The organism is Cupriavidus sp. C2SS-8b (assembly GCF_057073745.1).
Genome location: NZ_CP172717.1, coordinates 464,176 through 478,059, shown reverse-complemented (window position 1 = coordinate 478,059; position 13,884 = coordinate 464,176). Strand labels below are relative to the sequence as shown.

The window sequence follows — 13,884 nt, the reverse complement described above, 5'->3', positions numbered from 1 at the left end:
CCGGGTGTCTTCTTCTATTTTTCTACTCGTGTCCCGTCACCGCGCGCTTGGTCGCGTGAAAACCCTGCTTGGTCGCATCACCGACTGCATGCGCACCTGACTTCACGCCGCGGCCGATCGCGAATGTTGCATCGCGCACGGCATGGCCACCTTTCTTGCCAGCCGCCTTGATGTTGTCCTTGAATGCATGGGCATCCCCGGACAGGCTCGCCTGCGCGAACGGGGTGGCTGCGGCGAGGGTGATCGCGATAATCAGCGTCTTGGCTTTCCTCATGTCAACGTGTCCGATTCTGTCGTGTCAATCCCCGGCACCAGCCATCCCGGCCGGCGCCCATATCGACATTTTAGACGGTGCCCGCGATGGTCCGCGCTCGACGCGCCGCAGGCCCCGCTTCGGTGATGGCGCTGTAGACCAGCGTGCGCAGTTGGCGCCGCACTGGATACGCCGAAGAAGGCAGAAGCTGGGTCAGGAAGAGACCGATCAGTTCCTCCTGCGGATCCACCCAGAAGAAAGTGCTGGCCGCGCCGCCCCAGAAGAAATCACCGGCGCTTCCGGGAATCAGCGTGGATTCGGGCCGCACCGTGGTGGCAAAACCGAGCCCGAAGCCCACGCCGTCATAGGTGGCCTCGCTGAACATCGAGCGCGACAAGGCCGGCAGGTCCACTCCGCCGGGCAGGTGGTTGGCCGTCATCAGCTTCAGCGTCTTCGGCGACAGCAGCCGCACGCCGTCGAGTTCGCCGCCTTGCAGCAGCATGCGTGCGAAGCGCATGTAGTCCGCGGCCGTCGACACCAGGCCGCCGCCGCCCGAGATAAAGCTGGGCGGCTTGAGGTAAGGACTCGTCCGCGGGTCGTCCTGCAGCATCGGTCCCTTTTTCGACACGACTTTCGAACCGAGAACACCCACCGCGTAGCATGCGCAGAAGCGCGATGCCTTGTCTTCCGGCACATGGAAATCCGTGTCGACCATGCCGAGCGGATCGAAGATGCGCTGCTTCAGGAAAGTCTCGAACGGCATGCCGCTGACCTTGCCGACCAGGTAGCCGAGCACGTCGGTCGATACGGAGTAATTCCACGCCTCGCCCGGCGAAAATTCGAGCGGCAGCGTGGCAAGCTTGTCGATCATCTCGTCGAGCGTGCCATCGGTGGCCAGTTCGCCGAGCTTCAGCTTGCGATACGCGGCGTCGACGTTGGTGTTCTGCTGGAAGCCGTAGGTCAGGCCCGAGGTGTGCCGCAGCAGGTCGACCACCAGCATCGGCCGTGCCGGCGCACGCGTCTGGAAGCTTTCCATGAAGCCGCCCGCATGGACGCCGAGGTTTTCCCACGCAGGGATGTATTTGCTGACCGGATCATCCAGCGCGATCCTGCATTCCTCGACCAGCATCATGATCGCCACCGACGTCACGGGCTTGGTCATCGAGTAGATGCGGAAGATCGAATCCTGCGCGAGCGGCACCTGCCGCTCTCGGTCGGCGAGGCCGAGCACCGAGTTCAGCGCCAGTTCGCCGCGCCGCCAGACCTGGATCAGCGCGCCGGGCAGCTTGCCGGTGGCGATATAGGATTCGTGGATGAAGCGTTCAACGCGTGCAAGCCGCTCGCGGGACATCCCCTGCGTTTCCCTGCTCTGCATATTTGTCTGTCTCCCGGTTTTGCCGTGGCCGGCGTGCCGCCGCTGGCGGCGCCTGTCCCGCCATCATGACATCGGGTGACCGTTCGCGCCATGCGTACACCTCAGGAGCCTGGGCTAGCGGCCCGATCGCCCCACGAGCCGACAGTATCCACTAGCATTGGATGGTTCGCGGATGTCTTTCAAACGGAGATCACATCATGCACGCATGGAAACCAGGATTCACCGCGCTGGCGGTTGCGATGGCGCTGACCGCATGGTCTGGAATGTCCTCGGCCACGGAGCAGGGAGAGCAACGCCGCGCCGCACGCGATGTCCGGCAAGATACGCGCCAGGACTCACGGCATACCAAGCAGGATTGCCGCGCGGCCAACCAGAAGAGCAATGCTGGCTGCCGGCAGGACAAGCGGGAGACCAAGCAAGGTGGCCGGCAGACGGCCCGCGACATCAAGTACTGATGCTGCGTGCTGACAGGCGGACACCTGCCTCGCCTGTCAGCCTCCCAATACCCTGCCCCCGCCGTAGCTCGACTGCGTGGGCGCCGTCCCGCCAAGGGTCACCTTGATCGCGCAGTACTTGAACTCAGGGATCTTGCCGAATGGGTCCAGCGCCGCATTGGTGAGCTTGTTGATGGCCGCCTCGTAGTAGCAGAACGGCACGAACACGGCCCCGCGCGGCGTGCCGGCATCGGCGCGCGCGTACAGCGACACCTGTCCGCGCCGCGAGGCCAGCGTGACGACGTCGCCCGGCTGGCCACCGAGATCGGCCAGGTCGAGCGGATGGACAAGCGCCACCGGATCGGGCTCGATGGCATCGAGCACGCCCGCGCGCCGCGTCATGCTGCCGGTGTGCCAGTGTTCGAGCTGGCGTCCGGTGATCAGCACCATCGGATAGTCCGTGTCGGGCCGTTCGTCCGCGGGAACGATGTCCGCCGGAACAAAACGGCCGCGTCCGGTGGCGGTCGGGAACCGGTCGGTGAAGATCACCGGCTCGCCCGGATCGCCTTCGGCGCGGCAGGGATAGGTCACCGCGCCCGACGCCTGCAACCGGTCCCACGTCACGCCGCCAATGCTCGGCATGGCATGGCGCATCTCGTCGAACACGTCGGCCACGCTGCCGTACTGCCACTCCAACCCAAGGCCTTGCGCCATCTGCTGGATGATCCACAGGTCTTGCCTGGCCTGCCCCGGCGGCAACAGTGCCTGACGCCCGAGCTGCACGGTGCGGTCCGTGTTGGTGAAGGTCCCGGTCTTTTCCGGGAAGGCCGATGCCGGCAGCACCACGTCGGCCAGGTAGGCGGTCTCGGTCAGGAAGATGTCCTGCACCACGAGGTGGTCCAGCGCGGCCAGCGCCTCGCGCGCATGTTCGGCATCCGGGTCGGACATGGCCGGGTTCTCGCCCATGATATACATGCCGCGCACCTCGCCACGCCCGATCGCATCCATGATCTCGACCACGGTCAGGCCCGGCTGATGGTCGAGCGGCATGCCCCACAGCTTCTCAAAGCTGGCAATGGCGTCGGGGTCGTCCACGCGGCGGTAATCCGGGTACATCATCGGGATCAGGCCCGCATCGGACGCGCCCTGCACGTTGTTCTGGCCGCGCAGCGGATGCAGGCCGGTGCCGGGACGGCCGATCTGGCCCGTCATCAGCGCCAGCGCAATCAGGCAGCGCGCGTTGTCGGTGCCGTGCACGTGCTGCGACACGCCCATGCCCCACAGGATCATCGAGCCCTTCGACGTGGCATAGGCGCGCGCGACTTCGCGGATGGTCTGCGCATCGATGCCGCATACCGGCGCCATCAATTCGGGGCTGAACGCAGCCACGTTGCGCCGCAGCTCGTCGAAGCCGATGGTGCGGCTGTCGATGAAGTCCTGGTTGACCAGGCCTTCTGTGACGATCACATGCATCATCGCGTTGAGCAGCGCGACATCCGCGTCCGGCGTGAACTGCAGGAAACGCCACGCAAAGCGCGCCAGGTCCGAGCGCCGCGGATCGGCCACGATGAGCTTCGTGCCGTTTTTCACCGCGTTCTTGATCCAGCTTGCCGCTACGGGGTGGTTCACGGTCGGGTTCGCGCCGATCACGATCACGACCTCGGCGCGGTCCACGTCCATCACCGGGTTCGACACCGCGCCGGAACCGATGCCTTCGAGCAGCGCCGCGACCGACGACGCGTGGCACAGCCGCGTGCAGTGGTCGACGTTGTTGCTGCCGAAGCCCGTGCGCACGAGCTTCTGGAACAGGTAGGCCTCTTCATTGCTGCCCTTGGCCGAGCCGAAGCCGGCCAGCGCGCGCTTGCCGTGCGTATCGCGGATCTGCACAAGCTTGCCGCTGGCCCGCGCGAGCGCTTCTTCCCAGGTCGCTTCGCGGAACACGTCCATCACGTGGTCCGGGTCCATGACGAAGTCGCCGCGCTTTGGCACGCCTTCGCGCCGGATCAGCGGCACGGTCAGGCGCTGCGGATGCTGCACGTAGTCGAAGCCATAGCGGCCCTTCACGCACAGGCGCGCGTGGTTGGCCGGGCCATCGCGCCCCTCGACATAGAGGATGCGGTTGTCCTTGATGTTGTAGGTGAGCTGGCAGCCCACGCCGCAGTATGGGCACACGGACTCCACCTGCTTGTCCGGCACCGCCAGCGCCGCGTCGCGCGCCGGCATCAGCGCGCCGGTCGGGCACGCCTGCACGCATTCGCCGCAGGCCACGCACGTGGATGCGCCCATCGGGTCGTCCATATCGAAGACGATCCGCGCCGCGTCACCACGCAGCGCCAGGCCGATTACGTCGTTGACCTGCTCGTCGCGGCACGCGCGCACGCAGCGCGTGCATTGAATGCAGGCGTCCAGGTTGACGGCGATGGCGGGATGCGAGAGATCCGCGGCTACGCGCTCGCGCGGCGCGAAGCGCGGCTTGCCGACTTCCAGGCGTGCGGACCACTGGTCCAGTTCGTTGTTCCGCGTGTATTCGGCTTCCGGCATGTCCGACTGCAGCAACTCCAGCACCGTGCGCTGGGCGCGCCGCGCGCGCTCGGATTCCGTCTGCACGGTCATGCCCTGCGACGGATACCGGCAGCACGACGGCGCCAGGACGCGCTCGCCCTGTATCTCGACCATGCAGGCGCGGCAATTGCCGGCTGGCTCCAGTCCGTCCTTGTAGCAAAGATGGGGTACGTCAAAGCCTTCGCGCTGTGCCACCTTCAGCAGGCTCTCGCCCGGCTGTGCAGTCACTTCACGGCCGTTCAGCGTAAACGAGACGGAAGGCTCGGTGGATTCGACCAGCGCGCGTTCGGCGCGCGTCAGCGCATTCATGCCTGTGCCTCCGGGCGCTGCGGCGCCGCTTGCAATTCATGAGGGAAATAGCGGATCACGCAATCGACCGGGTTCGGCGCGGCCTGCCCGAGGCCGCAGATCGATGCATCGCGCATCACGGCCGACAGATCCTCCAGCGCGGGCAGGTCCCATTGCGGCGCGCGGATCAGGTCGTATGCCTTGGCCGTGCCCACGCGGCAAGGCGTGCATTGGCCGCACGACTCATGCCGGAAGAAATGCATCAGGTTGCGCGCCGCGCCGACGGCGCTATCCTGGTCGGACAGCACCACGATCGCCGCCGAGCCGATAAAGCAGCCATGCGGCTGCAGCGTGTCGAAATCCAGCGGGATATTGCCCATCGACGCGGGCAGGATGCCGCCCGACGCGCCGCCGGGCAGGTAAGCATAGAAGCTGTGCCCGTCGAGCATGCCGCCGCAGTATTCGTCGATCAGCTCGCGCACCGTGATGCCGGCCGGTGCGAGGTGCACGCCAGGCCGGCGAACGCGGCCGGACACCGAGAACGAGCGCAGCCCCTTGCGGCCATGCCTGCCCTGCGACGCGAACCATTCGGCGCCGTTTTCCAGGATGTCGCGCACCCAGTAGAGCGTTTCAAAGTTGTGTTCGAGCGTGGGCCGGCCAAACAAGCCCACCTGCGCCACGTACGGCGGCCGCAGGCGCGGCATGCCGCGCTTGCCTTCGATCGATTCGATCATGGCCGACTCTTCGCCGCAGATATAGGCGCCCGCGCCGCGGCGCAGTTCGATCTGCGGCAGGCCCCCCACGGGTGGATCGTCGCGCAGTTCCTGCAGCGCCTGCGTGAGGATAGCGCGGCACCCCGCATATTCGTCGCGCAGGTAGATATAGATCGCCGACACCTGCACCACCGCCGCGGCAATCAGCATGCCTTCCAGGAAGCGGTGCGGATCGCGTTCCAGGTAAACGCGGTCCTTGAACGTGCCGGGCTCGCCTTCGTCGATATTGACAGCCATGAGGCGCGGCGCCGGCTCGTTGCCGACGATGCGCCATTTGCGGCCGGTCGGGAAACCCGCGCCACCGAGGCCGCGCAGCCCGGAGTCCTCCATCGTGCAAAGCACGGCGGCCGGTTCGAGCGTGCCTTGCGCCAGCGCGTCGAGCAGCGCGTAGCCGCCGCTTGCACGGTAGTCGGCATAGCCGGTCTGCGCCACGGATTCATCGTGGATGGTTCCGGCGGCCACGCACGCCTCCACGGCGGCAACCGTGGCGCCGTCCAGCGGCTTTTGCCCGATCAGCGCAGCCGGCGCTTTCTCGCATCGGCCGATGCAGGGCGCCGCGACCACGCGCACATCCGTGCCAAGCAACGCGGGGAGTTTGTCCAGCAGCGACTGTGCACCAGCCATCTCGCACGCAATGCCTTCGCACACGCGCACCGTCAGCGAAGGCGGCGGTGCGATCTGCCCGTCGGCGTCTTCACGGACGACGTCGAAGTGGTGGTAGAACGTGGCGACCTCGTACACCTCGGTCATGGCCAGCCCCAGTTCCTGCGCCAGCGCGACCAGATGCGGCATCGCCAGTTGGCCGTAGCGGTCCTGGATGCAGTGCAGATGCTCGATCAGCAGGTCGCGGCGGCGCGGCGTGTCGCCAAGCGCGGCCCGGACTTCCGCCAGCGCGGCGGCGTCGACCTGCCGGCCCTTGGGCTGGCGCCGCTTGCGCAGCCGCCCGAGCCCGGTGGCGTCGATGGGAATGACAACCTGATTCATGGAATGCGTGTCTCCTGCGGGCGCTATGAAGGCGTTCAGGAAGGCGCCCTTGCGGGCAGCCTTCCTGTCGCTCTTTCTCTTTTCCTTCCTCGTATTGTGCTACCGGCGGCGCCGCCTGTGTACGGTGATGGCGGCGGCACGCCGTACGGCTTTCTTCATCAGGTCAGGTCCTCCGGCACCGCGCGGTACCCCATCGGGCTCGCGGTATTGGCATGCACATGCTTGCGGGCATGCGCTTCGCGCATCGGCTTGAGGACAAACAGCGCGAGGAAGGCGGACAGGCCAGCCATGGCCGAGGCCAGCACGAACACCGCATGCCAGTCGCCCGTCGCCGCCGTGATCACGCTGGAGAACGGCACCAGCAGCGCGGCCGTGCCCTTGGCCGTGTACAGCAGGCCGGCATTGGTGGCGGCGAACTTCGGCCCGAAGGTGTCGCCGCAAGTCGCGGGGAACAGGCTGTAGATCTCGCCCCAGGCGAAGAACACGATGCCGGTCAGCACCACGAACGCCACCGGGTTGTGGCCATACTTGGACAGCAGCAGGATGCCGACTGCCTCCACCGCGAAGGCGAAGAACATGGTGCGCTCGCGGCCGATATGGTCCGAGATCCAGCCGAAGAACGGACGCGTCAGGCCGTTGAGCACGCGGTCGATGGTCAGCGCGAAGGTCAGCGCGGGCAGCGTCAGGCCGAGGATCGACACCGGCGAATCATGCAGGCCGAAGTCCTTGGCGATCGGGCCGAGCTGCGCGGTCGCCATCAGTCCCCCGGCGGCCATCATCACGAACATCGCGTACATGATCCAGAAGATCGGCGACTTCAGCACCTGGCGCGGCGTGGCGTTGTAGGTCGCGGCAGCCTTGAGGGTCGACTTGACCTCGCTCAGGATCTTGGCCGACGGCGGATACAGGGCCATGCCCAGGAAGAACACGATCAGGCCCTGGCCCAGGCCGAACCACAGGAACGTGGCTTCGTAGCCCGAGGACTTGATCATGTTGGCGATGGGCACCACCGTCATCGCGGATCCCGCGCCGAAGCCCGCTGCGGTAATCCCCGCGGCCAGCCCGCGCCGGTTCGGGAACCACTTCAGCGCATTGCCCACGCAGGTGCCATAGACCGCGCCCGCGCCGACACCGCCGATGGCCGCCGCGAAGTACAGCATCGGCAGCGACGACGCCATCGAGTTCAACACCCAGGCCACGGCGCAAAGCAGACCGCCACCCACGACCACAGGGCGCGGACCATACTTGTCCACCAGGTAGCCTTCGATCGGCACCAGCCAGGTCTCGGTCACGACGAAGATGGTGAACGCAACCTGGATCGCGGTGCGGCCCCAGTGGTACTTGTCATCGATCGGGTTCACGAACAGCGTCCACCCGTACTGCATGTTGGCAATCATCGCCATACAGATGACGCCGAAGACCAGCTGTACCCACGGCGACGCAAAGCGCGACGTGGACTCCCTCTGCTGCAGTTCCATTGATGTCTCCTTCTAGGCAGTCGCAACCGCCTGTGGTGGAAGATATGGGCGCCTTCTGACGCCTCTCGATACCGCCTTGCTCGAACAGCTGAGCCGTTCTAGTGCTATACGGTATGTGATATATCAACCAAGTCAAGCGTATTCTTCGCGGCTCTGCAGCATGACTTTTCCGCAAAAAAGGAGCGTGTCGCGACGGGCTTGCGCGACTGGTGCGTGGCACGCATCAACCGTGCTGCTTTTCCATATCCGAAAGCTTTTGGAATCAAGCGGTTAGGGTCATTTGTCGCATCAATCCGGAGGGCCGCACCTGACTTCAGCATGACGCGATTCGCAGCGCTGGAAATCGGGGAAAACAACCGGGCTGGGGAAAGTCCCTAGATAGATACAACTAAGACATTACCCGTTTGTATGGACAAAATCGGAAGGGGACGAAGATGCCGGGCGATCCGGCGACTGGGACGGCGGCATGCGCGAATGCGCTGCCACGACGGAGATAGCGGCCGATCTGCATGGTGCCTGCGCTGTCCCTGGGCGTGTATCAGCTGCCAAGGCTCTTACATCAATGCAGGATGCAGGTGCTGCTCCAAGGGTTGCCGGCCGCTACAACCCTTATAGGATGCGCCGTTCAGTCATGACGGCGTCGAATGCCGGCAGGTCAGGCGTATGCCAGTTCGCCGGCAGCCGCCACCGTGCGCGACGGACGAACGCGTCCGACGCCATCGTCTTTCTGGTTCGAACCCAGACCGGCGAAGCGACCGTGTGCCTGCGCGGTCACGAGCGCATCCATCGGCAGGCGCGTAGCGAGCAGCGTCGTCATGCCGACGCCAGCAGCGATCAGGCCAAGGCCAAGAACGAAGAGAAGAGCGACTTCCATCTGAAAACTCCAGTTGCGTTGTGGTTAGGAGTTTTCATTATATGCTGCGCCGCAGTATGTGTAAATATCCTGTATGTAATATATCAGTAGAGTTTTGCATCAATGCAACAACGCCGCACCGGGCCTGCTGCGCCCGGCTTTCCTAGGCTTCCTGCACCAGCGGAGGTTGGCGGCTCGGCTCGACCGTGTCCTTGTACTCGAGTCCACGCAGTGCATCCCAGATCGCCGCGGCATTCGGTTTCAGCGACCGGCTCTTGCGCCGCACCAACATCACCGTAGATGTCACCTGAGGCCGCAGCGGCCGCATGACGGCGGCCGGATGCAGCCCCCCGGCCTGCGCGCGCGAAGGCACTACGCCGATGCCGAGGCCCAGCGCCACCATGCCGAATACGGCGGCGAAGTGTCCCAGCAACTGCAACGAACCCGCGCGCACATGATGATGGCTGAGCGCCTTTTCCACAGCGGGCTGGACTCCGCATTGCTGGTCCAGCGTGAGCACGTTGGCATTGCATAAGTCGCCCCACGCAATGGCGTCGCGCGACGCGAGCGGATGCTCTGCCGGCAGCACGGCGTGATACGGATCGATGCACAGCGGTTCGCAATACAGGTCGTCGCCCGATTGCGGATCGGTGGCGATGCCGAAGTCCACTTCGCCGCTGCGCACGCTTTGCAGCACGGATTCCTGCGAACGATCCTTCAGGTGGATCGCGATCGCGGGCCAGGCCTTGCGGCAACCGGCCAGCCATCCCGGCACCGACATCGAACTGAGCACGGGATCGGTCGCGATCTGCACCAGCCCTTGCGACGGCCGCGCCGCACCCTGGCTGTCGCGCAAGGTCTGCTCGACTTCTTCGATCAGGTGGCAGATCCGTTGCGACAGGTGCTGGCCCGCATCGGTCAGCTCGACCTGGCGCGTGGTGCGGTCGAACAGGCGCTGGTCGATCTCCTCTTCCAGTTCGCGCACGCTGCGGCTCACGGCCGATTGCGTCAGGCCCAGTTCGGCGGCGGCGCGCGTGAAGCTCTTGTGCCGCGCGACCGCGGCGAACGCCTTCAGTTGGGGAAGCGAGATATTCATGGCCGCCCTCCTCCGCCCTGGGTCCATTGCGGCAACGGCAGCGCCAGGCTGCGATGCTGTCCTGCGGCAAGCGTGGATGATTGCAGTCTGCTCACGGCTGTCTCCTTGGCGGCCCGTCCGCCTGTTTTATGTGTTGTTTTGTGTGGTTGTTCCCCTGGCCCACATGGCAAAAGGCCTGCGCCATGCGCAGACCGCTTGCCGGGGGCATGGGGGGCTCGGAGACATGTCCGCGCCCACCCAATCTCTCGCGCACACCGTCTTATTCGGCTTCTCTCCGCGCCATGAACGTGGCATCCGAGACCGCCACCGCGTCCGAATGGCCCGTGATGAACCGTTTGCGCATCGGCGCCAGCACCAGCTTCGCCGACAGGCCCGCCGCGATCGTCACCACCGCTGCAACCGTGAACACGGCATCCCAGCCACCGCGCGCCGACAGCACCGAGGCGAGCGGGACCAGCATCGCCGCCGTGCCTTTCGCCGTGTACAAGGTGCCTGCATTGGCTGCAGCGAACTTGCTGCCGAACGTGTCTGCGCACAGCGCCGGGAAGATTGAGAAGATCTCGCCCCAGAACAGGAACGTCAGCGCGGCGAAGAACATGAAGGCGTATGGGTCGTGGCCGAACTTCATCAGGCCAAGCAGGGCCAGGCCTTCGCCGATAAAGATCACGAACATCGTGTTCTCGCGGCCGAAGCGGTCCGACAGGAAGCCGCACAACGGACGGGTGAAGCCGTTGCACAGGTTGTCGATCGACAGCGTCATCGTCAGCAGCGGCAGCGTCATGCCCAGCATCGTGATCGGCATCGAGGCGAAGCCGAAGTCCTTGGCGATCGGGCCCAGCTGCGCCGTGGCCATGATGCCGCCCGCGGCCACCGCCACGAAGCTCACATAGATCAGCCAGAACACCGGCGTCTTGACCATCTGTCCGGGCGTGAATTCCACCGGGTTGGTCAGCACGGCCTTCGCCGCCACCGCACCCTTCGGCGCACGCGGCTTCACCAGCAGCAGCGACAGCGCGAAGATCGCCACGCCCTGCAGGATGCCGAAGAACAGGAAGGCATGTTCATAGCCGGAGCTCTGGATCATGCTGGCGATCGGAATCACCGTGATCGCCGAGCCCGCGCCAAAGCCCGCGGCAGTCAGGCCTGCAGCCAGACCGCGCTTGTCCGGGAACCACTTCAGCGCATTGCCGACGCAGGTGCCATACACGCCACCGGCGCCGATACCAGCGATCACGGCTGCCGCATACAACTCCGGCAGCGTCGTCGCATACGCGTTCATCACCCATGCCAGGCCGGCGCAAAGCGCGCCGCCAGCGACCACCGGCCGCGGGCCGAACTTGTCCACCAGCCAGCCTTCCAACGGCACGAGCCAGGTTTCGGTCACGATAAATATGGAAAACGCCACCTGGATTGCGGACGTGCCCCAGTGATGCTTGGCGTCCATCGGTGACACGAAGAGGGTCCAGCCATACTGCAGGTTTGCCACCAAACCCATGCAAACCACGCCTACGGCCAACTGGAACCAACGGTTTTGCAGCCCACGTCCGTTCCCGGTCGTGGCCGCCGTTTCTTGATGCGCCATCTACTGTCTCCTGGTGCTGTTCATGCGTTCCCCTGGCGGAACGCTTTTCGGGGCCTCTGTGGGGTGGGCCCTACACAATGAGATCGGCGCCTGACATTGCGGCATGCAAATCTGTGGGATTGATGCTACTTCAATCTAAGATTCAGACCGCTTAAAGTTTTTTATCATATGCATTGACGAACGTTTATATATTGCACGGAACGACATGAAGAACGCCACGCTGCGACAGCTGAAAGTCTTTGAAACCGTTGCCCGGCACATGAGCTTTTCGCGCGCCGCCGAAGAGCTGCACCTGACCCAGCCCGCTGTCTCGACGCAGGTCCGGCAACTGGAAAACCACGTCGGCCTGCCGTTGTTCGAGCAGTTGGGCAAGAAGATCTATCTCACGCCCGCGGGGCACGAAATGCTGCATTACAGCCGCAGCATCATCCAGCAATTCCGCGAAGCCGAAGATGCCATGTCCCAGCTCAAGGGCATTTCGGGCGGCCGGCTGAACGTTGCGGTGATCAGCGCGGGCGATTATTTCTTTCCGCGGCTGCTGGCGGAATTCATGGAGCGCCACGATGGCGTGACGCTGAATCTTGCAGTGCACAACCGCGAGGAACTGATGCACCAGCTGGCCGGCAACCTCACCGACCTCGCCATCATGGTGCGCCCGCCCGAGGGCATGGACACGATCAACGAGACCTTCGCGCCGCACCCTTATGTGATCGTCGCGGCGCCTACCCATCCGCTGGTCGGACAGCGCAATATCCCGCTGTCGGAGCTGACCGACGAGGCGTTCGTCTCGCGCGAGAAAGGGTCCGACACCTGGAACTCGATGCAGGAAGGTTTTGCCGGCAAGCTGTCCAACCTGCGCATCGCGATGGAGATCAAGAGCACGGAGACCATCAAGCAGGCGGTCATCGCCAACATGGGCATTGCCTTTCTCTCCGCCCATACCGTGGGACTCGAACTGCAGGCCGGCAAGCTTGCCGTGCTCGACATCCAGGGCTTTCCGGTCATGCTCAACTGGTATGTGGTGCACCGCAAGAACAAGCGGTTGCCGCCCGTGGCGCTCGCCTTCAAGCAATTCCTGATGGAAGAAGGCGCCAGCCTGATCCAGCGCATCACCGGCGTTGAGGGCCTGATCCGGCACGAGGATATATAAACAACGACTTATGATTTCTCGGTGAAACTTTAATTATCGTAAATCCATGGCCACCCCTATGCTTCCCTCAACCCACCGCTAGAGCGAAGACAGGAGACACGCCATGAACCAGGTCCACATCGAACACCAGCCGGCCGCCACGCTCGGTCATGACAACCAGCCGCTTCCGCGTGCCACCCAGCTCGCGGCCTACAACGCAGCGTTCATCGAGCTGGGCCTGCGCTTCCGTTGGGACGAGGCCATGTACGAATGGCTGTGCGGCATCGAATGCGAGAAGGCACGCGTGGCGCGCTATATCGAGGAACACCATACCCATTTGCTGAAGGCTTACGACGCAGCCTTCCTGAGCCAGCTGATCTTCGACAAGAAAAACGAGTACCTGCGAGCGGTCGGACATCTCAACTGAGACGCCCGGCCACATTTGAAGCGAGCGCGCTCACGGGGCGCGCTCGCTTTTTTTGTTTTCTAGTCATGAATGTCGCGGACGGTAAGACTTCTGCGCCTGGTTGATAACCTGGTTCAGGCGCGCTACGACCGAAGGCGGCGTGCCCTTCGGCACGAACGCCGCCATCCAGCCCACGACCTCGGACCCCGGCACACCGGATTCGGCGATCGTCGGTTCACCACCGTGCGGCGGGTATGCAGGATGCCCTTGGAGCGCCCGGTGGTGCCGCCCGTGTACGAGAGCTTGGTGATCTCGGTCGCATCGCCGCTCGGCTCGCAGGTCCGAGCCATCCATGCCGGCCGCCCCGGTGGCCAGGCCGGCAACGGCTTCGCTGTCATGGAGCGACAGGATGCGCGGCACCACGCCGCGCGCCGCAATGGCGTCCGCACGCGCGGCAAATCCGGCGTTGTCCACGACCAGCGCCTGCACGGCATGAGCGCCGCGGTCAGTCGGGGCGAACACCGCACAGCAGAGAGATTCGCGTGAAGAAATGCAATTTCTTCACGCATTGCGCCCCATGAAGCACATTTTTAAGGTGGAAAATAGCTATAAACACCACTTTTATCGCATCCATCTATCGTCCTTGTCATTAAATACGAATGATTCGTATT

At 64.4% G+C, this 13,884-nt stretch carries 12 protein-coding genes; 3 read left to right on the top strand and 9 right to left on the bottom strand.

Annotated features, from left to right (window positions below; genetic code table 11):
* Positions 1–22: 22 nt before the first annotated feature.
* Both ACIGJB_RS19145 and ACIGJB_RS19140 read right to left on the bottom strand, forming a co-directional pair.
* A complete protein-coding gene (locus tag ACIGJB_RS19145) occupies positions 23–274 on the bottom strand; it encodes a hypothetical protein (protein ID WP_483733878.1) in 252 nt (83 codons plus the stop codon).
* Between the two features lie 70 nt (positions 275–344).
* Positions 345–1,628, bottom strand: a complete 1,284-nt coding sequence (locus ACIGJB_RS19140) for a serine hydrolase domain-containing protein (protein WP_483733877.1) — start codon at positions 1,626–1,628, stop codon at positions 345–347.
* A 239-nt stretch (positions 1,629–1,867) separates the two neighbouring features.
* Between ACIGJB_RS19140 and ACIGJB_RS19135 the strand changes: the two genes are divergently transcribed.
* Positions 1,868–2,083 (top strand): hypothetical protein, encoded by a 216-nt coding sequence (locus ACIGJB_RS19135; protein ID WP_483734726.1) that lies wholly within the window; start codon positions 1,868–1,870, stop codon positions 2,081–2,083.
* A 36-nt stretch (positions 2,084–2,119) separates the two neighbouring features.
* On the opposite strand, the gene fdhF is transcribed toward ACIGJB_RS19135, so the two are convergent.
* The 6 genes from fdhF to oxlT (ACIGJB_RS19105) form a co-directional block, all read right to left on the bottom strand.
* Positions 2,120–4,933 (bottom strand): formate dehydrogenase subunit alpha, encoded by a 2,814-nt coding sequence (gene fdhF / locus ACIGJB_RS19130; RefSeq protein WP_483733876.1) that lies wholly within the window; start codon positions 4,931–4,933, stop codon positions 2,120–2,122.
* Positions 4,930–6,669 carry an NADH-ubiquinone oxidoreductase-F iron-sulfur binding region domain-containing protein gene (locus ACIGJB_RS19125; protein WP_483733875.1) on the bottom strand — a complete coding sequence of 580 codons (1,740 nt, stop codon included), beginning with the start codon at positions 6,667–6,669 and terminating at the stop codon, positions 4,930–4,932. Before ACIGJB_RS19125 ends, fdhF begins: the two co-directional genes overlap by 4 nt.
* 158 nt (positions 6,670–6,827) lie before the next feature.
* Positions 6,828–8,147 (bottom strand): oxalate/formate MFS antiporter, encoded by a 1,320-nt coding sequence (oxlT, locus tag ACIGJB_RS19120; RefSeq protein ID WP_483733874.1) that lies wholly within the window; start codon positions 8,145–8,147, stop codon positions 6,828–6,830.
* 655 nt (positions 8,148–8,802) lie between these two features.
* Positions 8,803–9,021, bottom strand: coding sequence for a hypothetical protein (locus tag ACIGJB_RS19115; protein ID WP_483733873.1), 219 nt, complete (start codon positions 9,019–9,021; stop codon positions 8,803–8,805).
* 142 nt (positions 9,022–9,163) lie between these two features.
* The gene (locus ACIGJB_RS19110; protein ID WP_483733872.1) at positions 9,164–10,096 is read right to left on the bottom strand and encodes a LysR family transcriptional regulator; all 933 of its coding nucleotides are present in this window, start codon (positions 10,094–10,096) and stop codon (positions 9,164–9,166) included.
* A gap of 259 nt (positions 10,097–10,355) precedes the next feature.
* Positions 10,356–11,678: an oxalate/formate MFS antiporter gene (gene oxlT / locus ACIGJB_RS19105; RefSeq protein ID WP_483733871.1), complete on the bottom strand. Its 1,323-nt coding sequence runs from the start codon at positions 11,676–11,678 to the stop codon at positions 10,356–10,358.
* Positions 11,679–11,883: 205 nt separating this feature from the next.
* Here oxlT (ACIGJB_RS19105) and ACIGJB_RS19100 point away from each other — a divergent pair, with 205 nt between their 5' ends.
* Both ACIGJB_RS19100 and ACIGJB_RS19095 read left to right on the top strand, forming a co-directional pair.
* Entirely contained in the window at positions 11,884–12,828 is a 945-nt protein-coding gene (locus ACIGJB_RS19100; RefSeq protein ID WP_483733870.1) for a LysR family transcriptional regulator, read from the top strand.
* 103 nt (positions 12,829–12,931) lie between these two features.
* A complete protein-coding gene (locus ACIGJB_RS19095) occupies positions 12,932–13,234 on the top strand; it encodes a LysR family transcriptional regulator (protein WP_483713875.1) in 303 nt (100 codons plus the stop codon).
* Between the two features lie 63 nt (positions 13,235–13,297).
* Here ACIGJB_RS19095 and ACIGJB_RS19090 read toward each other — a convergent pair whose 3' ends face one another.
* Positions 13,298–13,687, bottom strand: a complete 390-nt coding sequence (locus tag ACIGJB_RS19090; protein ID WP_483733869.1) for a hypothetical protein — start codon at positions 13,685–13,687, stop codon at positions 13,298–13,300.
* Positions 13,688–13,884 lie beyond the last annotated feature (197 nt).

Bases quoted from the DNA above. Each gene is read 5' to 3' on its own strand.
- ACIGJB_RS19110 (WP_483733872.1), bottom strand. From the start codon at position 10,096: ATGAATATCTCGCTTCCCCAACTGAAGGCGTTCGCCGCGGTCGCGCGG.
- ACIGJB_RS19125 (WP_483733875.1), bottom strand. From the start codon at position 6,669: ATGAATCAGGTTGTCATTCCCATCGACGCCACCGGGCTCGGGCGGCTG.
- ACIGJB_RS19115 (WP_483733873.1), bottom strand. From the start codon at position 9,021: ATGGAAGTCGCTCTTCTCTTCGTTCTTGGCCTTGGCCTGATCGCTGCT.
- oxlT (WP_483733871.1), bottom strand. From the start codon at position 11,678: ATGGCGCATCAAGAAACGGCGGCCACGACCGGGAACGGACGTGGGCTG.
- oxlT (WP_483733874.1), bottom strand. From the start codon at position 8,147: ATGGAACTGCAGCAGAGGGAGTCCACGTCGCGCTTTGCGTCGCCGTGG.
- ACIGJB_RS19135 (WP_483734726.1), top strand. From the start codon at position 1,868: ATGGCGCTGACCGCATGGTCTGGAATGTCCTCGGCCACGGAGCAGGGA.
- ACIGJB_RS19100 (WP_483733870.1), top strand. From the start codon at position 11,884: ATGAAGAACGCCACGCTGCGACAGCTGAAAGTCTTTGAAACCGTTGCC.
- ACIGJB_RS19140 (WP_483733877.1), bottom strand. From the start codon at position 1,628: ATGCAGAGCAGGGAAACGCAGGGGATGTCCCGCGAGCGGCTTGCACGC.
- ACIGJB_RS19095 (WP_483713875.1), top strand. From the start codon at position 12,932: ATGAACCAGGTCCACATCGAACACCAGCCGGCCGCCACGCTCGGTCAT.
- fdhF (WP_483733876.1), bottom strand. From the start codon at position 4,933: ATGAATGCGCTGACGCGCGCCGAACGCGCGCTGGTCGAATCCACCGAG.
- ACIGJB_RS19145 (WP_483733878.1), bottom strand. From the start codon at position 274: ATGAGGAAAGCCAAGACGCTGATTATCGCGATCACCCTCGCCGCAGCC.